The organism is Aminobacter sp. LjRoot7, from assembly GCF_964252895.1.
GTDB classification, from domain to species: domain Bacteria; phylum Pseudomonadota; class Alphaproteobacteria; order Rhizobiales; family Rhizobiaceae; genus Aminobacter; species Aminobacter aminovorans_B.
On sequence record NZ_CAXUPX020000012.1, the window covers coordinates 122,949 to 145,521 of the forward strand.

General features: G+C 64.8%; 19 protein-coding genes. 15 read left to right on the forward strand and 4 right to left on the reverse strand.

Going from position 1 to position 22,573, the window contains the following annotated elements; genetic code table 11:
- Positions 1-67: 67 nt before the first annotated feature.
- Positions 68-313 (reverse strand): DUF982 domain-containing protein, encoded by a 246-nt coding sequence (locus ACSQ3E_RS26550; RefSeq protein ID WP_310327531.1) that lies wholly within the window; start codon positions 311-313, stop codon positions 68-70.
- 264 nt (positions 314-577) lie between these two features.
- Here ACSQ3E_RS26550 and ACSQ3E_RS26555 point away from each other — a divergent pair, with 264 nt between their 5' ends.
- The 3 genes from ACSQ3E_RS26555 to ACSQ3E_RS26565 are packed head-to-tail and all read left to right on the forward strand — an operon-like array spanning position 578 to position 5,769.
- Positions 578-1,618 carry an efflux RND transporter periplasmic adaptor subunit gene (locus tag ACSQ3E_RS26555; RefSeq protein WP_436124958.1) on the forward strand — a complete coding sequence of 347 codons (1,041 nt, stop codon included), beginning with the start codon at positions 578-580 and terminating at the stop codon, positions 1,616-1,618.
- Complete coding sequence (locus tag ACSQ3E_RS26560) at positions 1,615-2,682, forward strand: efflux RND transporter periplasmic adaptor subunit (RefSeq protein WP_436124959.1); 1,068 nt, start codon at positions 1,615-1,617, stop codon at positions 2,680-2,682. The genes ACSQ3E_RS26555 and ACSQ3E_RS26560 overlap by 4 nt, the downstream gene beginning before the upstream one ends.
- Positions 2,683-5,769, forward strand: a complete 3,087-nt coding sequence (locus tag ACSQ3E_RS26565) for an efflux RND transporter permease subunit (protein ID WP_436124960.1) — start codon at positions 2,683-2,685, stop codon at positions 5,767-5,769.
- 21 nt (positions 5,770-5,790) lie between these two features.
- Here ACSQ3E_RS26565 and pcaD read toward each other — a convergent pair whose 3' ends face one another.
- Entirely contained in the window at positions 5,791-6,588 is a 798-nt protein-coding gene (gene pcaD / locus ACSQ3E_RS26570) for a 3-oxoadipate enol-lactonase (RefSeq protein ID WP_436124961.1), read from the reverse strand.
- 166 nt (positions 6,589-6,754) lie between these two features.
- Here pcaD and ACSQ3E_RS26575 point away from each other — a divergent pair, with 166 nt between their 5' ends.
- The gene (locus tag ACSQ3E_RS26575) at positions 6,755-7,507 is read left to right on the forward strand and encodes an SDR family NAD(P)-dependent oxidoreductase (RefSeq protein WP_115729846.1); all 753 of its coding nucleotides are present in this window, start codon (positions 6,755-6,757) and stop codon (positions 7,505-7,507) included.
- A gap of 102 nt (positions 7,508-7,609) precedes the next feature.
- On the opposite strand, the gene ACSQ3E_RS26580 is transcribed toward ACSQ3E_RS26575, so the two are convergent.
- Complete coding sequence (locus tag ACSQ3E_RS26580; RefSeq protein ID WP_436124962.1) at positions 7,610-8,980, reverse strand: aspartate aminotransferase family protein; 1,371 nt, start codon at positions 8,978-8,980, stop codon at positions 7,610-7,612.
- Between the two features lie 278 nt (positions 8,981-9,258).
- On the opposite strand from ACSQ3E_RS26580, the gene ACSQ3E_RS26585 reads away from it, so the two are divergent.
- From ACSQ3E_RS26585 to ACSQ3E_RS26595, 3 genes are all read left to right on the forward strand, one after another.
- Positions 9,259-9,945, forward strand: a complete 687-nt coding sequence (locus ACSQ3E_RS26585) for a GntR family transcriptional regulator (RefSeq protein ID WP_436124963.1) — start codon at positions 9,259-9,261, stop codon at positions 9,943-9,945.
- 2 nt (positions 9,946-9,947) lie between these two features.
- On the forward strand, positions 9,948-11,069 hold the full coding sequence (locus ACSQ3E_RS26590) for an NAD(P)/FAD-dependent oxidoreductase (RefSeq protein WP_436124964.1): 1,122 nt from the start codon (positions 9,948-9,950) through the stop codon (positions 11,067-11,069).
- A gap of 86 nt (positions 11,070-11,155) precedes the next feature.
- Entirely contained in the window at positions 11,156-12,589 is a 1,434-nt protein-coding gene (locus ACSQ3E_RS26595; RefSeq protein WP_436124965.1) for an NAD-dependent succinate-semialdehyde dehydrogenase, read from the forward strand.
- Between the two features lie 45 nt (positions 12,590-12,634).
- Here the strand turns inward: ACSQ3E_RS26595 and ACSQ3E_RS26600 are convergent, their stop codons facing one another.
- Positions 12,635-13,099, reverse strand: a complete 465-nt coding sequence (locus ACSQ3E_RS26600; protein ID WP_436124966.1) for an Lrp/AsnC family transcriptional regulator — start codon at positions 13,097-13,099, stop codon at positions 12,635-12,637.
- A 130-nt stretch (positions 13,100-13,229) separates the two neighbouring features.
- On the opposite strand from ACSQ3E_RS26600, the gene alr reads away from it, so the two are divergent.
- From alr to ACSQ3E_RS26640, 8 genes are all read left to right on the forward strand, one after another.
- The gene (gene alr / locus ACSQ3E_RS26605; protein WP_436124967.1) at positions 13,230-14,363 is read left to right on the forward strand and encodes an alanine racemase; all 1,134 of its coding nucleotides are present in this window, start codon (positions 13,230-13,232) and stop codon (positions 14,361-14,363) included.
- A gap of 15 nt (positions 14,364-14,378) precedes the next feature.
- Positions 14,379-15,632 carry a D-amino acid dehydrogenase gene (locus ACSQ3E_RS26610; protein ID WP_436124968.1) on the forward strand — a complete coding sequence of 418 codons (1,254 nt, stop codon included), beginning with the start codon at positions 14,379-14,381 and terminating at the stop codon, positions 15,630-15,632.
- A 351-nt stretch (positions 15,633-15,983) separates the two neighbouring features.
- Complete coding sequence (locus tag ACSQ3E_RS26615) at positions 15,984-16,712, forward strand: FadR/GntR family transcriptional regulator (protein ID WP_436124969.1); 729 nt, start codon at positions 15,984-15,986, stop codon at positions 16,710-16,712.
- The gene (locus ACSQ3E_RS26620; RefSeq protein WP_436124970.1) at positions 16,709-17,890 is read left to right on the forward strand and encodes a PLP-dependent transferase; all 1,182 of its coding nucleotides are present in this window, start codon (positions 16,709-16,711) and stop codon (positions 17,888-17,890) included. The genes ACSQ3E_RS26615 and ACSQ3E_RS26620 overlap by 4 nt, the downstream gene beginning before the upstream one ends.
- 29 nt (positions 17,891-17,919) lie before the next feature.
- The gene (locus ACSQ3E_RS26625) at positions 17,920-19,197 is read left to right on the forward strand and encodes an ABC transporter substrate-binding protein (protein WP_436124971.1); all 1,278 of its coding nucleotides are present in this window, start codon (positions 17,920-17,922) and stop codon (positions 19,195-19,197) included.
- A gap of 176 nt (positions 19,198-19,373) precedes the next feature.
- The gene (locus ACSQ3E_RS26630) at positions 19,374-20,294 is read left to right on the forward strand and encodes a carbohydrate ABC transporter permease (RefSeq protein ID WP_310327618.1); all 921 of its coding nucleotides are present in this window, start codon (positions 19,374-19,376) and stop codon (positions 20,292-20,294) included.
- On the forward strand, positions 20,294-21,142 hold the full coding sequence (locus ACSQ3E_RS26635) for a carbohydrate ABC transporter permease (protein WP_310327570.1): 849 nt from the start codon (positions 20,294-20,296) through the stop codon (positions 21,140-21,142). Before ACSQ3E_RS26630 ends, ACSQ3E_RS26635 begins: the two co-directional genes overlap by 1 nt.
- A 4-nt stretch (positions 21,143-21,146) precedes the next feature.
- Positions 21,147-22,217 (forward strand): ABC transporter ATP-binding protein, encoded by a 1,071-nt coding sequence (locus ACSQ3E_RS26640; protein WP_436124972.1) that lies wholly within the window; start codon positions 21,147-21,149, stop codon positions 22,215-22,217.
- Positions 22,218-22,573: the final 356 nt, after the last annotated feature.

The following is a 22,573-nucleotide window of genomic DNA, read 5'->3' on the forward strand; positions in this document are numbered from 1 at the left end:
CGGCAATGGGGATTTGCGCCGTTCGCCACGCCAGCGAACGGCTGTCACCCGATCCGCAGCCAGGCAGTCAGACGCGGATGCCGATCTCGTCGGCGGCGGCGATGAAGGCCCGCTTGGCCGCCTCGCGCGTGCGGGTGCCGGCAAGGGCTGCGGACACGGTTTCGACCGCCTCGCGGTAGAGCGGGCCGCTGCGCTTGGCATGCGGCCAATCGACCAGCGCTTCGTAAGCGCCCTTGACGGTCGTCACCTCGCGCTGGGTGCTTTCCGCTCCGATGCGGATCGTGACCGGGTTGTCGAAGAGCATGCGGTCCATGGCGTCCTCCGGGATTGATGCGTCCAACAACGCTCAAGAATAAGCTCGGGTTCCCTGGCTGCGTGTGCCGCACGCGCCACGTCCCTCGCCCCGCTGCACCCCGGCACTTGGAGGCTTGCAAGGCGTTGCCGGATCGCCTGTTGCATCGTAGCTTGTTGGCGAAGCGATTTGGGGGTGCACATGCGATCCACGAACCCAATCACCGCAGGCATGCCGGGCAAGATGCCGTCATGCGCCCCTCCCAAACGAAACCTCCCTGCCCTCGTGCTTTGCCTGCTGTTGCCGGTCGCCGCCTGCCAGAAGCAGGAAACGGCGGAACGGCAGCCGATCGTGGTGCGCTCCGTCGAGGTAAAGCTGTCCGACTACGCGCCATCGACGTCACTCACCGGGGTCATTTCCGCGCGGACGCTGAACAATTTGTCGTTCCAGGTCGGCGGCCGGGTCGCCGAGCGCAGCGTCGACATCGGCCAGCGCGTGACCAAGGGCCAGGTGCTGGCCAGGCTCGACCCGCAGGAGCAGCAGTCGGACGTGCGGGCGGCACAGGCGAGCCTCTATGCCGCGCAGGCGCAGCTCAGGCAGGCCGCCGCCGCATTCGAAAGGCAGAAGACGCTGCTTGCCCAGGGCTTCACGACCCGGCGTGACTATGACCAGGCAGACCAGGCCCAACGCGTCGCCCAAAGCGGTGTGGAATCGGCGCAGAGCCAGATGAGCAACGCCGAGGACCGGCTGACCTATACCGAGCTGAAGGCCAGCGCCGACGGCGTGGTGACGGCACGGACGATCGAGGTCGGCCAGGTGGTGCAAGCGGCGCAGACGGTGTTCACCGTCGCCGAGGACGGCGACCGCGACGCGGTGTTCAATGTCGACGAGGCGCTGGTGGCGCGCAACCCGGTGGCGCCCGACGTGATGATCGCGCTGATCTCGGACCCGCGCATCAAGGCACCGGGACAGGTGCGCGAGGTGTCGCCGGCTGTCGATCCGGCATCCGGCTCGATCCGGGTCAAGGTGATGGTGCCCAACACGCCGATCGAGATGCCGCTGGGTGCTGCGATTACAGGCACGATCGTATCGAAGCCCCAGCCGGCAATCGTGCTGCCCTGGCAGGCGCTGATGTCGGATGCGGGCAAGCCGGCGGTCTGGACCATCGACCCGGCGACCAAGGCGGTGGCGCTGGCGGCGATCGAGGTGCAGTCCTTCGCCTCTGGGGTCGTCGTCGTGGCCAAGGGCCTGGAGGTCGGGCAATCGGTCGTCGCCCAAGGCGGCCAGCTGCTCAGTCCCGGCCAGGTGGTGGAGGTGGCACCATGAAGGTCAAGGCACATACGCTCGCCCTCGTCTCGCTGCTCGCGCTTGCGGCCTGCAGCGAGGAAAAGGCGCCGCCGCCCGAAGTCATCCGGCCGGTGCTGTCGACGGTGGTCGAGCCACACGGGCAGACCGCGCAAGGGTTTGCCGGCACGATCCAGCCCGAATTCTCCGCCGACCTCGCCTTCCGCCTGCTCGGACGGCTGGTGGCGCGCGATGTCGGCGTCGGCGACATGGTGACCAAGGGCGAGACGCTGGCAGCGATCGACCCGCTGGCACTGGAATTGGCAGCGCAGGCGGCGCGCGCCGACCTGACGACGGCGGAGGCGCAGTTCGCCAATGCCGCCGCCAGCGAGGAGCGGCAGCGCAGCCTGCTGGCCGAATCCAACACCTCGCAGGCAGTCTATGATTCCGCCAAGCAGGCGCTGGATTCAGCTGCGGCCAATGTGGAGCGGACGCGCGCGGCACTGGCCAAGTCAGAAGAGCAACTCGGTTATGCCCGGCTGTTTTCCGATTTCGACGGCATCGTGACAGCGGTCGGCGCCGAGGTCGGCCAGACCGTCTCGCCGGGACAGATGGTGGTGACGGTGGCGCGCTCGGACGCACGCGAGGCCGTCGTCGACGTTCCCGACCAGATGGCGATCAGTCTCCCCGACGGCGACGAATTCGAGGTAGCGTTGCAGATGCTGCCCTCGCTGCGGGCCAAGGCGCATGTCCGCGAGATCGCGCCACAGGCAGACGCCGCGACGCGGACGCGGCGGGTGCGGCTGGCGCTGAGCGATCCGCCGACGGCCTTCCGGCTCGGCTCGACGGTGACGGCAACGCAGCCGTCGAAGGCCGACGAAGCGATCGACCTTCCGCTGACGGCGCTGGTGGAAAAGGACGGCAAGAGCTTCGTCTGGGTTGTCGACCCCAGCGCCTCGACCGTCAGCCTGCAGCCTGTCGAGGTCAAGGCGAAGGGCGATGCGAGCTTCACCGCCGGCGGCATCGGCGCGGGCACGCGCGTGGTGACTGCGGGCGCGAACAGCCTTGCCGAAGGCCAGAAGGTCAGAATTCCAGAGGGGGCGTAGGTGAAGGGTTTCAATCTTTCCGACTGGGCGCTGAACCACCGCTCTCTCGTCTGGTACTTCATGCTGATCTTCACCGTGGCGGGCGTTTTCGCCTATCTCAATCTCGGCCGCGAGGAAGATCCGAGCTTCACCATCAAGACGATGCTGATCCAGGCCAACTGGCCGGGAGCCTCGGTCGACGAGACGACGCGGCAGGTGACCGACAGGATCGAAAAGAAGCTCGAGGAGCTGGAGAGCCTCGACTTCAGCCGCAGCGTGACGACCGCCGGCCAGACGATCATCTTCGTCAATCTCAAGCCGACCACCAAGGCGCGCGACGTGGCGCCCACCTGGGTGCAAGTCCGCAACATGGTCAACGATCTCCGGCCGAACTTTCCGCAAGGGGTGCAGGGGCCGTTCTTCAACGACCGCTTCGGCGACGTTTTCGGCAACATCTATGCCTTCACCTCGGACGGGCTGTCGATGCGCCAGCTGCGCGACTATGTCGAGATGGTGCGCACGCGCATCCTGACCATTCCCAATGCCGGCAAGGTCGAGCTGATCGGCGCGCAGGACGAGGTCATCTATCTCGAATTCTCGACGCGCCAGATCGCGGCACTCGGCCTCAACCAGCAAGCCGTCGTCGCCAGCCTGCAGGCGCAGAACGCGGTGTCGCCGTCGGGCGTCATCCAGGCCGGGCCGGAACGGATCGCGGTACGCGTCGGCGGCCAGTTCGCCTCCGAGGAGAGCCTGAAGGCAATCAATCTCAGGGTCAACGACCGCTTCTTCCGGCTGAGCGACGTCGCCACCATCAGCCGCGGTTATGTCGATCCGCCGACCTCGCTGTTCCGCGTTAATGGCGAACCAGCGATCGGGCTGGCCATCGGCATGAAGCCGAACGCCAACCTGCTGGAGTTTGGCGAAGCGCTGAAGGCGCTGATGGAACAGGTAACAGGCGAGCTACCGGTCGGCGTCGGCGTGCACCAGGTGGCCGACCAACCTGTTATCGTCGAGCATGCCGTATCGGGCTTTACCCGCGCGTTGTTCGAGGCGGTGGCCATCGTGCTCGCCGTGTCCTTCATCAGCCTCGGCATGCGCGCAGGCTTCGTCGTGGCGCTGTCAATCCCGCTGGTGCTGGCGATCACCTTCCTGGTCATGGCCTATATGGGCATTTCGCTGCAGCGCATTTCGCTCGGCGCGCTGATCATCGCGCTCGGCCTGCTTGTCGACGATGCGATGATTGCTGTCGAGATGATGGTGGCGCGGCTGGAGGTCGGCGACTCGCTCCGGAAGGCCGCGACCTATGTCTACACGTCGACAGCGTTTCCGATGCTGACCGGCACGCTGGTGACGGTCGCCGGCTTCATCCCAATCGGCCTCAACACCAGCCAGGCCGGCGAATACACCTACACGCTGTTCGTGGTCATCGCCGTCTCGCTCCTGCTGTCATGGATTGTGGCGGTGCTGTTTGCGCCGCTGTTGGGCGTGACGCTGCTGCCGGCCACGATGAAGAAGCACGACGAGCGGCCGGGCCGCTTTGCCGCGGGCTTCTCGCGCCTGCTGCGGCTTGCCGTGCGCCGCCACTGGCTGACCATCATCGCCACCATCGTCGCCTTCGTGCTGTCGGTGGTGGGGCTGACCTTCGTGCAGCAGCAGTTCTTCCCGCCGTCGGACCGGCCCGAGCTGATCGTCGACTGGAACCTGCCGCAAAACAGCTCGATCGCCGAGACACGCGCCCAGATCGAGCGCTTCGAGGAGATCGCGCTGAAAGGCAATGCCGACATCGACCACTGGAGCTCCTATATCGGCCAGGGCGCGGTGCGCTTCGTGCTGGCCTATGACGTGCAGCCGACCAACCCCTATTTCGGCCAGACCGTGATCGTGACCAAGGATCTCGAGGCGAGGCATAGGGTGCAGCCGGCGATCGAAAAGATCCTGCGCGAGCAGTTCGTCGGCACCGACACCTACGTCAAGACGCTTGAGCTTGGCCCGCCGGTCGGCCGGCCGGTGCAGTATCGCATCAGCGGTCCCGAAGTGCAGACGGTGCGGGCGCTGTCGCAGCAGCTGGCAGGCGTCATTTCGGCCAATCCCAAGCTGCAGGCGCCCGGTTTCGACTGGAACGAGCCGGAGCGCGTGCTGAAGGTCGAGGTGCTGCAGGACAAGGCGCGGCAGCTTGGCATCACCTCCGAAGACATCTCCAGCGCCATGAACAGCGTTGTCGGCGGCGTGGCGATCACCCAGGTGCGCGACGCCACCTATTTGATCAATGTCGTGGTGCGGGCGCAGGATGCCGAACGCGGCTCGATCGAGACGCTGCGCAACCTGCAGATCCCGACCGGCAACGGTGAATCCATACCGCTCGCGACGGTGGCCGACTTCCGCTACGAAATCGAGCAGCCGACGGTCTGGCGCCGCAGCCGCCTGCCCACCATCACCGTCAAGGCAGGCATGGTCGGCAGCGCCCTGCCCGACACCGTGGTTGCCGAACTCAAGCCTGCGATCGACGACTTCGCCGCCAAGCTGCCCGACGGCTACACGGTGGTGACAGGCGGTTCGGTCGAGGAAAGCGCCAACAGCCAGGGGCCGATCATCGCTGTGGTGCCCTTGATGCTGTTCATCATGGCAACGGTGCTTATGCTGCAGCTGCAGAGCTTCCAGCGGCTGTTTTTGGTGGTGGCTGTCGCGCCGCTCGGCCTGATCGGCGTGGTCGCGGCACTGGTGCCGACGGGCCAGCCGCTCGGTTTCGTCGCGATCCTCGGCGTGCTGGCGCTGGTCGGCATCCTGATCCGCAACTCGGTGATCCTGATCGTGCAGATCGAGGAGCTGATCGCCACCGGCACCGACAGGTGGCATGCGGTGATCGAGGCGTCGGAGCACCGCATGCGGCCGATCGCGCTGACGGCGGCAGCGGCGTCTCTGGCGCTGATCCCGATCGCGCGCGAGGTGTTCTGGGCGCCGATGGCCTACGCGATGATGGGCGGCATCCTGGCCGGTACGGCGATCACGCTGCTGTTCCTGCCGGCGCTCTATGTCGCTTGGTTCAGGCTCAAGGAGCCTGACGAAGGCGGCAATGCCACGACCGAGGCGATGGAGCCGCCGGCGGCCTAGGCGCGGCCTGTGGCGGCCAGCCTATTGCGATGGCAGCTTGGCGACGAAGCGCTTGATGAGATCGGTGAGTTCTTCCGGCTTCTCGACGCAGGGGATATGGCCGGCGCCATCGATGATCTTGAAGCGCGAGCCGGGGATGAGGTCTGCCAGTGTGCGCACCAGCGCCGGCGGCGTCGAGCCATCCTGATCGCCGACGACGCAGAGCGTCGGCACGGCGATTGCCTTGGCGGCCTCGGTGTAGTCGGCGTCGCGCAGGGCGGCGCAGGTGCCGGTGTAGCCGGCGACAGGCTGGCGCGTCAGCATGTTGCGATAGCCTGTCAGGTCGTCCTTGCGCTGCTGGTGGAATTCGGGCGTGAACCAGCGCTCGAGAATGGAATCGGTGATCGCCGCGATGCCATCCTTCTCGACCGCTGCGATGCGGCTGTTCCATAGCTCGACCGTGCCGATCTTGTGGGCGGTGTCGCAGAGCACCAGCGCGCGAACGAGATCGGGGCGCTTGGCGTAGAGGCCTTGGGCGATCAGGCCGCCGACCGAGAGGCCGCAGATGATGGCGTCCTTGACGTTGAGATGATCGAGCAGGCCTTCGAGGTCGCCGACGTGGTCGTCCATCCGGTACGGCGCGTTGCCGACATCGGAGAGGCCGTGGCCGCGCTTGTCGTAGGTGACGATCGGAAAGTCACCGGCGAGGCGGATGATGACGTCGCGCCAGATGCGGAAATCGGTACCGAGCGAATTGACGAAGACGAAGACCGGCTTGTTGGCGGGCCCGCCGATCAGCTGGTGATGCAGCGTGACGCCGCCGATTTTGGTGAACTGCACGCGAAATCTCCTCGCCACGAGGTCATGGACATGAGCTGTAGAAGTCGCCCGTCGGGCCGGCGCGGTCAAGCCGCAAGGCGGCTGCCGAGCGCGGCTGAGAGCCGCGCCCCCTCGCAATGGCAAGGTGCATCCGCTACATACGTTGTAAGCTTGAAATGAGGATGTGATGGCCGAGAAGACCGAAGGGCGAAAGACGATCGTTTTGACCGGAGCCAGCCGCGGCATCGGCCATGCGACGGTGAAGCGCTTTTCGCGCGAAGGCTGGCGCGTCATCACCTGTTCGCGCCAGGCATTCTCCGACGACTGCCCGTGGCCAGCCGGTCCCGACGATCACATCAAGGTCGATCTCGCCGACCAGGGCGACGTCGGCAGCGCCGTTTCCGAAATCCGCCAGCGGCTGGAAAAGGAAGGCGGGCTGCTGCATGCGCTGGTCAACAACGCCGGCATCTCGCCCAAGCACAAGGGCGGCGGCCGCATGAATTCGATCGACACGCCGATGCATGTCTGGCGCGACGTGTTCCAGGTCAATTTCCTGGCGCCGATCATGCTGGCGCGCGGCCTGTTCAAGGAGCTGGCGGCGGCCAAGGGCTCGGTTGTCAACGTGACCTCGATCGCCGGCACCCGCGTCCACCCCTTCGCCGGCACGGCCTATGCGACATCAAAGGCAGCACTCGGCGCGCTGACCCGCGAGATGGCCGCCGACTTCGGCCCGCACGGCATCCGCGTCAACGCGATTGCGCCCGGCGAGATCGACACCGCGATCCTGTCGCCGGGTACCGAAAAGATCGTCGAGACGATCCCTATGCGTCGGCTCGGCCTGACCTCGGAAGTCGCCGACATCATCTATTTCCTGTGCTCGGGCCAGGCATCCTACGTCACCGGCTCCGAAATCCACATCAACGGCGGCCAGCACGTTTGAGGGCTTTTGCCGTCTCGCCCTGTGGGAGAAGGCATGCCGCGAGTACCCAACGAAAAAGCCCGCCGGATGGCGGGCTTTTTGTCTTGATCATGCGTGCTGCGATCAGGCCTTGACCTGCTTCGCGGCCTCGTCGAGCGACTTCTCGACGACGTCGAAGATGTCGTCGACCTGCTTGTCGTTGATGATCAGCGGCGGGCAGAAGGCAAGCGCGTCGCCCATATTGCGGGAGATGATGCCGTTCTGCTGCAGGATGCCGTTGACGAGGCCGCCGAGCGCGCCGACGGAGCCCCATGGCGCCTTGGTCGCCTTGTCGGTGACCAGTTCCATGGCGCCGATGAGGGCTATGCCGCGGACTTCGCCGACAAGATCATGCGAGGCGATTTTCGCGAGGCGCTTCTGCATGTGGGCGCCGACCTCGCGGGCGTTGGCGACGAGGTTGCGCTCCTCGATGATCTTGAGGTTTTCGAGCGCCACGGCTGCGGCGACGGGATGGCCGCCGGCGGTGAAGCCGTGGCCGAAGGTGCCGATGCGGTTGCTTTCGTCGGCGATCGGCTCGAACACCTTGTCGTTGATCATCAGTGCCGAGATCGGCAGGTAGGACGACGAGATCTGCTTCGACATGACCATGATGTCGGGCTGCATGGCGTAGGTCTCTGAGCCGAACATGTTGCCGGTGCGGCCGAAGCCGCAGATGACTTCGTCGGCGACGAGCAGGATGTCGTACTTCTTGAGAACGGCCTGGATCTTCTCCCAGTAGCCGGCCGGCGGCACGACGACGCCGCCCGCACCCATGAGCGGTTCGCCGAACATTGCGGCGATAGTCTCAGGGCCTTCAGCGAGGATCAGCTTTTCCAGATCGTCGGCGAGGCGGGTCGAGAACTGCTGCTCGGTCTCGCCAGGCAGCGCCTCGCGCCAGTGATGCGGCGACGAGGTGTGCAGCACGTTGGCGATCGGCAGGTCAAAGGACAGGTGATTGTTAGGCAGGCCGGTGAGGCTGGCCGAGGCAATGGTGACGCCGTGATAGGCGCGCTTGCGCGAAATGATCTTCTTGCGCTCAGGCTGGCCGAGCGCATTGGAGCGGAACCAGATCATCTTCATGGCCGTGTCGTTGGCCTCGGATCCGGAATTGGTGAAGAACGCCTTGCTCATTGGCACCGGCGCCATGGTGACCAGCTTCTCGGCGAGGTCGATCAGCGGCGAGTGACCCTTGTGGGTGAAGCTGTGATAGTAGGGCAGCTTGGCCATCTGCTTCGTCGCGGCATCAACGAGGCGCTGCTCGGAGAAGCCGACACCAACGCTCCACAGGCCCGACATCGCCTCGATGTAGCGCTTGCCCGAGATGTCCTCGACATAGATGCCATCGCCCTTTTCGATGATCAGCGGCCCGACCTCCTGGTGGCGGCGGGCATTGGTGTAGGCGTGCATGTGGAATTTCTTGTCGCGCGCCTCAGGCGAATTCGGCTGGCTGTCCATTGTCGTTCCTCACTGGATGAAGCGTCGCCGGCAGGGCGACGATGTCGTCGATCTTTCGGTGGCAGTCAGCGACCGCTTGCAAAATCCGTAAATTGTTGTTTGATGCATCATGTTTTTCGCGTGGACCAATGTCAAGGGCCAGAGGGGCGGCAGCGGCAGGCCAGATAAGGCCAGGGCGCCGCACCTGCCCAGTACCGACAAAGGGGCACGCGACCTGGAATCAGGCGGCGTGACCATCATGCGCGACCGGACATTGAACCGATGAGCGAAGGGAACCGATGAACGAAGGCTTCGCCTTGCAGATGGTTGAGCACGACAATCTCGGCGAGATTGTCTACGGCCAGTTGTCGGACGCGTTGATCAAGGGACGCTTCGCGCCCGACGCGCGCCTGACCATCCGCGACCTGGCACAGTCTCTGGGCACGTCGGTGACGCCGGTGCGCGATGCCATCCTGCGCCTGATCCAGGACGAGGCGCTGGTGCAGAAGTCGGCGCGCGAGGTGCGCGTGCCGGTCATGACGCTGGAGCGCTATCTCGAGATCCGCCAGATCAGGATGAAGCTGGAGGGGCTGGCCGCGCGCGAGACAGCATTGAAAGCCGAGGCCAGGGACATCGCGCGGCTGCGCGAGCTCGTCACGCGCAACGAGCAGGCCATTGCCGCGGCGGACTGGCCGGCAGCGCTGGAGCTCAACCAGACCTTCCATTTCGCGCTGGCCGAGATCGCTGGCATGACCGTGCTGCGCGGCATCCTCAACCGGTTGTGGCTGCAGATGGGGCCGATGATCGCCGCCTCCTACCAGCACGGCGGGCGGGCGATGATCGACCATCACCATGTGATCCTCACAGCCATCGAGGCCCGCGACGCGGACCGGGCCGATCGCGCCATCGTCGACGACATCAGGGGCGCAAGCTCTGCCATCATAGAGCAGCTCGCCGCGCTGAAGCCGGCCGGGGGTGCTGTCTGACAATGGAGACGGTCGACTGCATCATCGCCGGCGCGGGCGTCATCGGCCTCGCCGTGGCGCGGGAGTTGAGCCGGCTTGGCATGGAGACGATCGTCGTCGAGGCGGCGGACGCCATCGGCACCGAAACCAGCTCGCGCAACTCGGAAGTGATCCACGCCGGCATCTATTATCCGCAAGGCAGCCTGAAGGCCGAGCTGTGCGTCAAGGGCCGCGACATGCTCTACGCCTATGCGACCGAGCGCGGCGTTCCGCACAAGCGCTGCGGCAAGCTGATCGTGGCGACCTTGCTGGAGCAGGTGCCGACGCTGAAGGGCATCATCGACAAGGCGCGGGCCAACGGCGTCGACGACCTCGTGCTGCTCGACGCCGCCGAGGCCAAGGCGATGGAGCCGTCGCTTGCCTGCCACGCCGCGGTGCTGTCGCCATCGACCGGCATCGTCGACAGCCATGCGCTAATGCTGTCGCTGCTCGGCGAGGCTGAAGAGCACGGCGCCTTCCTCAGCCTCAACACCGAGATTTTGTCAGGCCGGATCGAAGCGGGCCGCTTCGTGCTGCAGACGCGCGACACGTCGAGCGGCACAAGCTTCGAGATCGCGGCACGGCATGTCGTCAATGCCGCCGGCCTCGGCGCCAACAGGCTTGCCGCGTCGCTGGATGGGCTCGACCCACGGTTCGTGTCCGAGTTGCGCTATGCCAGGGGCAACTACTTCTCGGTATCAGGCAAGCCGGCCTTCTCCCGGCTGATCTACCCGGTGCCGGAGCCGGGCGGGCTCGGCGTGCATCTGACGCTCGACCTCAATGGTGGCATGCGCTTCGGCCCCGATGTCGAGTGGATCGAGACCAAGGATTACACTGTCGATCCGCGCAGGGCCGACCACTTCTATGGCGAGATCCGCAAATACTGGCCTGCCCTCGCCGACGGCAGCCTGAGTGCGACCTACAGCGGCATCCGCCCCAAGCTCGCAGGCCCCGGCGAACCCGCTGCCGATTTCGTCATCCAGGGACCCGAGGTCCATGGCGTCGCCGGACTGATCAACCTGTTCGGCATCGAAAGCCCGGGACTGACCTCGTCGCTGGCGATCGCCGGACTGGTGGCAGAGAAGCTGAGGCGAACCTATGTCTAGCGAACCATTCGAGGCGTGACCCGCCGCCCGGCGACGACGCCAACCCATTCTCCACCCGCTCACGAACGACCCAGCAAGGACACAGCATGTACCCCGAAGTGAAACTGTTCATCGACGGCAAATGGACGGCTGCCGAAGGCGGCAAGACCATCGACGTCTACAACCCCGCCACCAACGAGGTGATCGGCAAGGTCGCCTCGGCCGGCAAGGGCGACCTCGACCGGGCGCTTGCCGCCGCCGACCGCGGCTTCAAGATCTGGCGCAAGGTCTCGCCCTACGACCGCTCCAAGGTGCTGCGCCGCGCCGCCGACCTTCTGCGCGAACGCGCCGATGCGATCGCCGCGCTGTTGACGCAGGAACAGGGCAAGCCGGTCGGCGAAGCCAAGATGGAAGTCCTGTCCTCGGCCGACCTGTTCGACTGGTTCGCTGAGGAAGGCCGCCGCACCTATGGCCGCGTCATTCCGGCCCGCGCCCCTGGCATCCAGCAGATCGTCGTCAAGGAACCGGTCGGCCCTGTCGCGGCGTTCACGCCGTGGAACTTCCCGATTTCGCAGGCGGCACGCAAGATCGGCGCTGCCCTTGCCACCGGCTGCTCGATCATCGTCAAGCCGCCGGAAGAGACGCCGGCGTCTCCTGCCTGCCTGGGCGACGTATTCAAGGATGCCGGCCTGCCCGACGGCGTGCTTAACCTCGTCTACGGCAACCCGCCTGAAATCTCCGGCTATCTCGTGCCGCATCCGGTCATCCGCAAGGTGTCGTTCACCGGCTCGGTGCCGGTAGGCAAGCATCTGGCGGCACTCGCCGGCACTCATATGAAGCGTGCTACGATGGAGCTTGGCGGCCATGCGCCGGCGATGGTGTTCGACGACGCCGACATCGAGCAGGCAGCGGCAACGCTTGCGGCGTCGAAGTTCCGAAATGGCGGCCAGGTCTGCGTGTCGCCGACGCGCTTCCTGATCCAGGAAGGCTCCTATGACCGCTTTCTCGGCAAGTTCGTCGAACATGCCAAGGGCGTGAAGGTCGGCGACGGCCTGGAGGCAAGCAGCCGCATGGGCCCGCTGGTCAATGAACGCCGGTTGGAAGCCGTCGAGAAGCTGATCACCGAGGCGGTGGCCGATGGCGCCAGGCTCGAGACCGGCGGCAAGCGCATCGGCAACAAGGGCTCCTATTTCGAGCCGACGGTGCTTTCGGGCGTGCGCACCGACATGCGCATCATGAACGAGGAGCCGTTCGGCCCGGTGGCGCTGGTGATGCCGTTCAAGACGTTCGAGGACGTCGTCACCGAGGCCAACCGCCTGCCCTACGGACTTGCGGCCTATGCCTTCACCAAGTCGAACAAGACGGTGACCGACCTCAGCGCCGAGATCGAAACCGGCATGCTGACGATCAACCATCTCGGCCTGGCATTGCCCGAAACGCCGTTCGGCGGCGTCAAGGACAGCGGCTACGGCTCGGAAGGCGGCACGGAAGCGCTGGAGGCCTATCTGGTCACCAAATTCGTGACCCAGTCGGCCAACTGACACTGACAACGAAGCCGGCGCACCACTAGTGCGCCGGCTTTTTCTTCAAGATGTCTTCGGCCTTTTCGACTGCAGGATGTTGCGGATCGAGAAGCTCGAATGGATGCGGGCGAGGCCCGGCAGTGCCGACAGGATTTCCTTGTGCACGCGCTCGAAATCGCCGGCACTGGCCACCTCGACGCGCAGGAAGTAGTCGGAGTCGCCAGTCATCAGGTAGCACTCCTTGATTTCGGGGTAGCGCCGCACCGCAAGCTCGAAGCGGTTGAAATACTCCTCGGTCTGCCGCTCCAGCGTGATCTGCACGATGACGGCGATGCCCTCGTCGGCGGCGGCATTGCCGATGATCGCCGTGTAGCCGCGGATCACCCCTTCCTGCTCCAGCAACTGCACCCGCCTGAGGCAGGCCGACGGCGACAGGCCGACCTCGACCGCCAGGCTGGCATTGCTGACGCGCGCATTGGCGCGCAACGCCCGGATGATGCCGCGGTCGATAGCGTCCAGAGAGGGCATCGCATTTCCTTTCAAGAATACGCCGAAAATTGCACAGATTGCGTCCAGTTCGCACGATCGTCATCACATTGGCAAGATTTTCGCTGATCATTGCGGTATTCTTCTGACAAGGCGAGGACAGTTCCCGGATATGACTATGGATGTGCAAAGCGACATCGAAAGCCGTGCGGCTTGCGGCGTGCTGACCATCGATCTCGGCGCGCTGGTGGAGAACTACCGGCAGCTCAGCCAACGCAACGCGCCTGAAAAGACCGCGGCCGTGGTCAAGGCCGACGCCTATGGGCTCGGCGTGGCCGAGGTCGCGCCTGCACTCTACGCCGCCGGCTGCCGCGACTTCTTCGTCGCCCATTTCATCGAGGCGGTCAGGCTGAAGCCGCATCTTCCCGCCAACGCGCGCATCCTTGTGCTTAACGGCCTGATGCCGGGCAGCGAGGCTGACTGCGCCGACCTCGGCGTCGTGCCGGTGCTGAATTCGCTCGACCAGGTTGCCAACTGGTCGGCCACCGCCAAGGCGCGCAACACGATGTTGCCGGCGGCGCTGCAGGCCGACACGGGCATGTCGCGGCTCGGCCTCGAGCCGCAGGAGCTGGAAACGCTGCTCGCCGAACCTCACCGTCTCGACGGCGTCCACATCGACATCGTGATGAGCCATCTCGCCTGCGGCGACGAGCCGGCCCATGATGCCAACGCCCGCCAGCTCGGACGCATGCGGCAAGTGCGCGCCCGCTTCCCCGATGCCAAACTGTCATTCGCCAATTCGGCCGGCATCTTCCTGGGCGACGACTTCCACGGCGATCTCGCCCGTCCCGGCATCGCGCTCTATGGCGGCGCGCCGCTCGGCGAGGGCACCAATCCGATGCGCCAGGTGGTGCGGCTCGAAGTTGGCGTCGTCCAGACCCGCACGGTGACGGCGGGAGCCGAGGTCGGTTACGGCGCGAGCTTCGTCGCCAAATCCGAGATGCGGCTTGCCACCATCGCCGCCGGTTATGCGGACGGCCTGCCGCGCCACCTCAGCAATGCCGGCGCTGCCTATCTTGGCGACGTGCGCCTGCCGATCGTCGGGCGCGTGTCGATGGACAGCATCATCCTCGACGTCACCGCCCTGCCGACCGGGGCGCTGAAGCTCGGCGACATGGTCGAACTGATCGGCCCGCACCAGACGCTCGAAATGATCGCGTCGGATGCCGGCACCATTTCCTACGAAATCCTGACCAGCCTGGGACGGCGCTACAGACGCCGCTACCTCAGCTCGGCAGCGCGCTAAACCACAGGGGCAATCATGCGCATAGTCATACTCGGTGCCGGTGTCATCGGCGTCACCTCCGCCTACTACCTGGCCAAGCAGGGTCACAAGGTGACAGTGCTCGACCGCCAGGCCGGGCCGGCGCTGGAAACCAGCTTTGCCAATGCCGGCGAGATTTCGCCCGGCTATGCCTCGCCCTGGGCCGCCCCCGGCATTCCGCAGAAGGCGATGAAGTGGCTGTTCATGAAGCACGCGCCGCTGATCATCCAGCCAATGCTCGACGTCTCGACCTGGCGCTGGGTGACGGCGATGCTGCGCAACTGCACCTCGGCCCGCTATGCGCTGAACAAGAGCCGCATGGTGCGCCTTGCCGAATACAGCCGCGACCAGCTGATTTCGCTGCGCGACGACACCGGCATCCAGTACGACCACCGCACGCAGGGCACGCTGCAGCTGTTCCGCTACCAGAAGCAGCTCGACGGCATGGCCAAGGACATCGAGGTGCTACAGAGCGACGGCGTGCCTTACGAAGTGCTCGATCCTGCCGGCTGCATCGGCGCGGAACCGGGGCTCGCGCCGGTGCGCGAGAAGATCGCCGGCGGCCTGCGCCTGCCCAATGACGAGACCGGCGACTGCTTCAAGTTCACCAACGAGCTGGCCAAGCTCGCCGAAGGTCTCGGCGTCGAGTTCCGCTACAATGTAAAGCTCGAAAGCCTGCGCCAGGAAGGAAAGCGCATCGTTGCCGTGCGCACCTCGGAAGGCGAAGTCGAGGCCGACATGTTCGTCGGCGCGCTCGGCAGCTTCACGCCGTCCTTCGTCAAGCCGCTCGGCTTGCGCGTACCAGTCTATCCGGTGAAGGGCTACTCGATCACCGTGCCGATCGTCGACGAAAGCAAGGCGCCGGTGTCGACCATCATGGACGACACCTACAAGATCGCCATCACCCGCCTCGGTGACCGCATCCGCGTCGGCGGCATGGCCGAAATCGCCGGCTTCAACACCGACCTGTCGCCATCGCGCAAGGCAACCCTGCAGTTCTCGGTCGAGGACCTGTTCGGCGGCGCCGCCGACCAGAGCCGCGCCACCTTCTGGAGCGGCTTGCGGCCGATGACTCCCGACGGTACGCCGGTCATCGGGCGCACCAAGTTCGACAATTTCTACCTCAACACCGGCCACGGCACGCTGGGCTGGACCATGGCCTGCGGCTCGGGCCGCGTGCTGGCCGACATGATCGGCGGTGTCCGCCCCGAGATCGACGTCTCCGACCTCGCGCTGTCGCGCTACGCCTGAGGCACCAACTGCCGCATAAGCGCAGGCACCAAGTCGCGCCGGCGCTTCCCGGCGTGTCGTCGCCCACCTAACTGACTTGCTGCAACAGGCCGCCCTCGAGGCGGCCCGTTTTGCATCGCGTTGCCCGCAAGCCCTTGAGAAAACTGCGAACCCGACCTGCGATCAAGGCGACGGCGACCCACCAAGCAACTCTTTCCAATGCCGCATCCGACATCACCAAACGCCTTGCCGCAGGTGCTGACGGCGACGGCGTGGCCAGCCCCTCCTGAACTTTCCTGACATTCGCGATTGACAGCCGCAGCCGTCCATGCAGAAATTGGTCCGACCATTGTACCATTTGGAAGCCGCGACGTGCTCGACCTGCCTCCCCTCCAAGCCACTGCGCGCGATGACGCGGTCCTCAATGTGCTGGCGGATTTCGTCATCCACGAGGAGCTCAAGCCCGGCGACCGGCTGCCGACCGAGCGCGTCCTGTCCGAGCGGCTCAAGGTCAGCCGCACCACCGTGCGCGAGGCGCTGACGCGCTGGGAAGGGCTTGGCCTCGTCGAGCGCCGCCAGGGCAGCGGCACCTATCTCAAGGCGGCGGTGTCGCGTGACATGCTGCATCTGCCGCTGACATTTGCCTCGGGCAACGACTTCGAAAGCCTGATGCACACGCTGGAAATCCGCCGCGGGCTCGAGGCCGAGGCTGCCGCTTTGTGCGCCCTGCGCGCCGGCCCGACCGAACTGGAGATCATCCGCCAGAAGCTCGAGGTCATGGAAGAGGCCTTTCATGCCCGCGCCGGCATGTCGTCCGACGAGGACTGGGATTTCCACCAGGCGATCTACCGGGTGTCGGGCAATCCGCTGTTCGAACAGATCATCACGGCGATGCACGAGCTTTTCCACCGCTTCTGGGAGCATCCGCTCGGCGTGCATGACTTCGGCCACGCCAGCTTTCCCTACCACCGCACGATCTACGAGCGGATCGCGGCCCGCGATGCCGAAGGCGCGCGCGCCGAAGCGCTGAAACTGATCGCCACAGTCGAGGCCGACCTGCGCCGCGGCGACGCCAATCTCAAACGTGCGGGATACAAATGAGCAGCGAGTTCGAGCGCGACTTCATTGCCGAGGCGGCGACCTTGCTGGCCCATGACGAGCCGTTCCCCGGCGGCGCCGTGGTGCCGCCGATCTACCAGACGTCGCTGTTCACCTTCGACAGCTATGCCGAGATGGCCGACGTGTTCGCCGGGCGCAGCACCAAGCCGATCTATTCGCGCGGCAACAACCCGACGGTGATGGAGTTCGAAAGCAAGATCGCAGCCCTCGAAGGAGCCGAGGCCGCCCGCGGATTTTCCAGCGGCATGGCGGCGATCAGCTCGACAGTGCTCGCCTTCGTCGGCGCCGGCGAGCGCATCGTTGCGGTACGCAACTGCTATGGCGACGCCTATCGCCTGTTCGAGCGGCTGCTCCCCCATCTCGGCATGAAGGTCGATTATGTCGACGGCTCCGATCCGGACGCGGTCAAGGCGGCGCTGCCGGGCGCGGCGATGCTCTATCTCGAAAGCCCGACCTCGATGATGTTCGAGCTGCAGGAACTCGAAGTCCTGACGGCACTCGCCAAGGCGCAGGGCATCGTCACCGTCATAGACAATTCCTGGGCGACGCCGCTGTTCCAGAAGCCGATCCTGCATGGCGTCGACATCGTCATGCATTCGGCCTCGAAATATCTAGGCGGCCACAGCGACACGGTCGCCGGCGTGGTGGCCGGATCGGCCGAGCACATCCGCCGCATCAACGAACGCACCTATCCCTATCTCGGCGCCAAGCTGTCGCCCTTCGAGGCGTGGCTTCTGCTGCGCGGCCTGCGCACGCTGCCGCTCAGGCTGCCGCATCATATGAAGAGCGGGCTGACGATTGCCGAACGGCTCAAGGGCCACGCCCATGTTGAACGCGTCAACCATCCCGCTTTCTCCAATCATCCGGGCAAGAAAACGCTCGCGGGCTATTCTGGCCTGTTCTCCTTCGAGGTGACCGAGGACATCGACGTGCCGGCCTTCACCGATGCGCTGAAACTGTTCCGCATCGGCGTCAGCTGGGGTGGGCATGAGAGCCTCGTGGTGCCGGCGCTCGCCTCGCTGCAGCAGACACCGGATGCCAATTCCATAGGCCGGTTCGGGGTCAGCCCGCGAACCATCAGGCTGAATGTCGGGCTGGAAAATGTGGAGGATCTCTGGGCCGACGTCAGTCGCGCCTTCGGGGAAGCAAAAAGAAAATAACTTCAAATCCAAGAATGGGAGTGACTGGAATGAGGAAATACAGCCTTTTGTTCGCAACGGCCCTTGGCCTTGCCCTTTCGGCGGGATCGGCGCTGGCGGATTCGACCGTCAAGATGGTGGAGGTGATCACCAGCCCGCAGCGCACGGAGTTCCTGAAGAAGCAGATCGCCGCGTTTGAGACGGCCAATCCTGGCGTCAAGGTCGAGCTCGTTTCGCTGCCCTGGGGCCAGGCATTCGAAAAGTTCCTGACCATGGTTCAGGCCGGCGACACCCCTGACGTCGTCGAAATGCCCGAGCGCTGGCTCGGTCTCTATGGCACCAACGGCCAGCTCGAAGACCTCGGCCCCTATATGGCGAAGTGGGCAGATGCCGCAACGCTCGGCGATCGCGCCAAGCAGTTCGGCTCGGTGGTCGATGGCAAGCAGTACATGATCCCCTACGGCTATTATCTCCGGGCCATGTTCTGGAACAAGAAGCTGTTCAAGGAAGCCGGCATCGACCACGCGCCGACGACGCTCGACGAATTCATGGACGCCAACAAGAAGATCTCGGCGATCAACGGCAAGTATGGCTACTGCCTGCGCGGCGGCCCGGGCGGCTTCAACGGCGTCCAGATGTTCATGAACATCGCCAACGGCAAGGGCGGCTATTTCAACGCCGACGGCACCTCGACGATCAACGAGGAAGGTTCGGTCAAGGGCCTGCAGATGCTGGCCGACATCTACAAGAACGGCTACGCCCCCAAGGACAGCGTCACCTGGGGCTTCAACGAAATCGTCACCGGTTTCTACTCCGGCACCTGCGCCATGCTCGACCAGGATCCGGACGCGCTGATCGGCATCGCCGAAAAGATGAAGCCGGAAGACTTCGCGGTGGCGCCGATGCCAGCCGGGCCTTCAGGCAAATCCTATCCGACGCTCGGGTATGCCGGCTGGTCGATGTTTGCCAATTCGGACGTCAAGGAAGACGCCTGGAAGCTCTTGTCGACGCTGCTTTCCCCGGCTGACAACATCGGCTGGGCCAAGGAAGTCGGCGTGCTGCCGATCCACACCAGTGCTGCCGATGATCCGCACTTCAAGACCGAGCAGTTCAAGGGCTGGTTCGACGAGCTGAACAATCCTGAGAAGTTCGAGTTCGTGACGCCGCCGGTGCATCTCGAAAACCTCGGCAACTTCTACGACCAGGTGTCGGTCAAGAATGTCCAGGAAGTGCTGCTCGGCCAGCGCACGGCCAAGGACATCGCCGACGAATGGGCCGCGTTCCTGACCAAGGAACAGCAGGACTGGATGGCCAAAAACAAGAAGTAACGGCCATGGCGGGGCAGCAATGCCCCGCCAACCATGCCCTTCCAAGGGCTCCCTTGCTGCCCCCTCGCCGACCGCGTTTCGCGGTCATGCCGGCTTCGCCGCCAAGCCCTTTCTCCCCTTGGAGACGAGGTCGCGCGCGAGGGGGCGATTTTTTCGCCATGACGAAAGCAATCGCCATGACCACAGCAGTCACCGAACTGACATCGCCGCGGAACGTGCGCCGCAGAGGCGCCTTGCCCGGACTGGAGCCTTGGCTCTATCTCGGCCCGGCGCTGATCCTGCTCGTCACCGTGCTTTTGGTACCGCTGATCGTTGGCATCAGCTACTCGTTCCGCAAATTCTCGGCATTCAAGTCCGAATTCGTCGGTCTCGGCCAGTACCAGGCGATGCTGTCTGACGCATTGCTCGGCCAGGCGCTGCTCAACACGCTGTGGTGGACCGTCGGCAGCCTGTTCTTCCAGTTCTTCCTCGGCCTCGGGCTGGCTTTGCTGCTCGACCGGCCGTTCTTTGGCCGCAGGATCGTCCAGGCGGTGGTGTTCTTGCCCTGGGCGGTGCCGTCGTTCCTGTCCGGCCTGACCTGGGCCTGGCTGTTCAACCCCATCGTTGGGCCGTTGCCGCATTGGCTCTACGCGCTCGGGCTGCAGGCGGAGCCGACAAGCATCCTTTCCGATCCGGCCACAGCCATGTGGGGACCGATCATCGCCAATGTCTGGTTCGGCGTTCCGTTCTTCGCCATCACCCTGCTTGCGGCACTGAAATCGATCCCGTCCGAACTGCATGAAGCAGCGGCCATCGACGGTGCCTCGCCATGGCAGCGCTTTTCCAAGGTGACGCTGCCGTTCCTCGCACCGACGATCGCCATCACGGTGATGCTGCGCACCATCTGGATCGCCACCTTCGCCGACCTGATCTTCGTCATGACTGCGGGCGGCCCGGCAGGGGCTACCAACACGGTCGCCACCTACATCTATGTCAGCGCCTTCAAGTCGCTGGACAAGGGTTATGCCTCGGCGGTTGCCGTGCTGCTTTTGGTGCTGCTCATCCTTTATGCGGTCGTGCTCATCGGCATCCGCCGCTCGCTCGCGAGGAATTCGTGATGATTGCCGGACGTTCGACCTCCGCTCGCCTTCTCGGCGGCATCGGCCTCTATGGCGCGATCGGTGCCTACATCGTCTTCGCGCTGTTTCCGATCTACTGGACGCTGAAGATCTCGGTGACGCCGCAGTCGCTGCTCTATTCCGAAGGCATCACGCTGTGGCCGTCGGCCACCACCTTCGAGAACTACGTCACCGTGCTGAAGGCCAGCGACTTCCCGCTCTATTTCTTCAACAGCGTTCTGGTGTCGGTGACGACCGCCATCCTGGTGACCGTCATCGCCTCGGGCGCAGGTTATGCCATGTCGCGCTTTTCCTTCCGCGGCAAGACGACGGTGGCGATCGCACTTTTGCTGACCCAGACCTTCCCGCTGGTGATGGTCATTCCGCCGATCTACCGCATCATGGGTGAGCTCGGCCTGACCAACAGCCTGACCGGGCTGATCATCATCTACACCGCCTTCAACACCGCCTTCGCGACCTTCCTGATGCAGTCCTTCTTCGACGGCATCCCGAAGGACCTGGAGGAAGCGGCGATGATCGATGGCTGCACCCGCTTCCAGGCACTGCGCCGCATCATTATCCCGCTGACCTTGCCCGGCATGGGCGCCACACTCGGCTTCGTCTTCACGGCGGCGTGGAGCGAGCTGTTGTTCGCGCTGATGCTGATCTCCAGCGAGGGCCAGAAAACCTTCGCCGTCGGCCTGCTCACCTTCATCGGCAAGTTTGCCGTCGATTGGGGGCAGATGATGGCGGCGTCGATCCTGGCGCTTATCCCGGTCTGTATCTTCTTCGCATTCCTGCAACGCTATCTCGTGACCGGCCTGACCGCCGGCGCCGTCAAAGGGTAGGACCATGGCTTCGGTTACGCTCAACAAGGTCCAGAAGGACTACGGCTCGCTCAACGTGCTCCAGGCCGTCGACCTGGAGATCGCCGACGGCGAGTTCGTGGTGCTCGTCGGCCCCTCCGGCTGCGGCAAGTCTACCCTGCTCAGGATGATCGCCGGGCTTGAGGAAGTGTCGGCGGGCGAGATCCGCATTGGCGAACGTGTCGTCAACGACGTCGCGCCCAAGGACCGCGACATCGCCATGGTGTTCCAGTCCTATGCGCTCTACCCGCATATGAACGTCGCCTCGAACATGGGTTTCAGCCTGGCGCTCCGCAAAGCCGAGAAGGGCGCCATCGACACCAGGGTCAACGGCGCGGCCAGCCGGCTCGGCCTCGACAAGCTGCTGGCGCGCCTGCCGCGCCAGCTCTCCGGCGGCCAACGCCAGCGCGTTGCCATGGGCCGCGCCATCGTGCGCGATCCCAAGGTGTTCCTGTTCGATGAACCTCTGTCCAACCTCGATGCCAAGCTGCGCGTGCACATGCGCACCGAGATCAAGGCGTTGCACCAGCAGCTCAAGACGACCTCGGTCTATGTCACCCACGACCAGATCGAGGCGATGACGATGGCCGACCGCATCGTCGTCATGCATGACGGCGTCGTCCAGCAGGTTGGTGCACCGCTCGACCTCTATGACCGGCCCGCCAACGCCTTCGTCGCCGGCTTCATCGGCTCGCCAGGCATGAACTTCCTGCCGGCCACGATCAGGCGGACGGGCAGCGATACGACGGCCGTCCTGGCCGACGGGCAGCATCTGCCCGTACTGGCGAGCCTGCCGGTCGCCGATGGCGACGAGGTGAGCATCGGGCTGCGGCCCGAGCATATGCGTGTCGCGGCAGATGGCGACATCGCCGTCCAGGTCGAGGTGGTCGAGCCGCTGGGCCTGTCGACGCAGTTCTATGCCAGACTTGCTGGCCAGCAGGTGTGCATCTTCGCCATGGGGCGGGTCGCGGTGAAGCCTGATGATACCGTCCGGCTGTCGGCAACGGCTTCCGATCTGCACGTTTTCGACCCGAGGAGCGGCCAGCGCATCGGCTGAGGCGACCGAGGCGGGCGCCACGAGCGCTTATCTGGAGAAGGCGTCGGCCACGGCCGGCGCCTTTTTCATTTGTACACAAACATTTGGCGGCGCATTTCATTCGTGTACAAATCGTCTACGACGGCATTTTCATTTGTGTACAAACCTTCTGTCGCGACCTGTTGCAGCACGCATTGCAACTAAACAGGAAGTAAAACGCGCCAGGATTCAACCACGGGCAGCGGGCCACCATGCAGCCTGCAGCAAAGCCTGCGCGCCATGATTCCCCTCGTTCGGCGAGTTGCATAATCGGCTCACAACCGCCGCGCGCAGACATTGCGGCTGATCGCGTGACTCAAGGTCAACTTGAGCACCGT

Coding starts and splice junctions, on each gene's coding strand:
- ACSQ3E_RS26550 (WP_310327531.1), bottom strand. CDS start 313: ATGGACCGCATGCTCTTCGACAACCCGGTCACGATCCGCATCGGAGCG.
- ACSQ3E_RS26560 (WP_436124959.1), top strand. CDS start 1,615: ATGAAGGTCAAGGCACATACGCTCGCCCTCGTCTCGCTGCTCGCGCTT.
- ACSQ3E_RS26575 (WP_115729846.1), top strand. CDS start 6,755: ATGGCCGAGAAGACCGAAGGGCGAAAGACGATCGTTTTGACCGGAGCC.
- ACSQ3E_RS26580 (WP_436124962.1), bottom strand. CDS start 8,980: ATGGACAGCCAGCCGAATTCGCCTGAGGCGCGCGACAAGAAATTCCAC.
- ACSQ3E_RS26585 (WP_436124963.1), top strand. CDS start 9,259: ATGAACGAAGGCTTCGCCTTGCAGATGGTTGAGCACGACAATCTCGGC.
- ACSQ3E_RS26590 (WP_436124964.1), top strand. CDS start 9,948: ATGGAGACGGTCGACTGCATCATCGCCGGCGCGGGCGTCATCGGCCTC.
- ACSQ3E_RS26595 (WP_436124965.1), top strand. CDS start 11,156: ATGTACCCCGAAGTGAAACTGTTCATCGACGGCAAATGGACGGCTGCC.
- ACSQ3E_RS26600 (WP_436124966.1), bottom strand. CDS start 13,099: ATGCCCTCTCTGGACGCTATCGACCGCGGCATCATCCGGGCGTTGCGC.
- alr (WP_436124967.1), top strand. CDS start 13,230: ATGACTATGGATGTGCAAAGCGACATCGAAAGCCGTGCGGCTTGCGGC.
- ACSQ3E_RS26610 (WP_436124968.1), top strand. CDS start 14,379: ATGCGCATAGTCATACTCGGTGCCGGTGTCATCGGCGTCACCTCCGCC.
- ACSQ3E_RS26620 (WP_436124970.1), top strand. CDS start 16,709: ATGAGCAGCGAGTTCGAGCGCGACTTCATTGCCGAGGCGGCGACCTTG.
- ACSQ3E_RS26625 (WP_436124971.1), top strand. CDS start 17,920: ATGAGGAAATACAGCCTTTTGTTCGCAACGGCCCTTGGCCTTGCCCTT.
- ACSQ3E_RS26630 (WP_310327618.1), top strand. CDS start 19,374: ATGACCACAGCAGTCACCGAACTGACATCGCCGCGGAACGTGCGCCGC.
- ACSQ3E_RS26635 (WP_310327570.1), top strand. CDS start 20,294: ATGATTGCCGGACGTTCGACCTCCGCTCGCCTTCTCGGCGGCATCGGC.
- ACSQ3E_RS26640 (WP_436124972.1), top strand. CDS start 21,147: ATGGCTTCGGTTACGCTCAACAAGGTCCAGAAGGACTACGGCTCGCTC.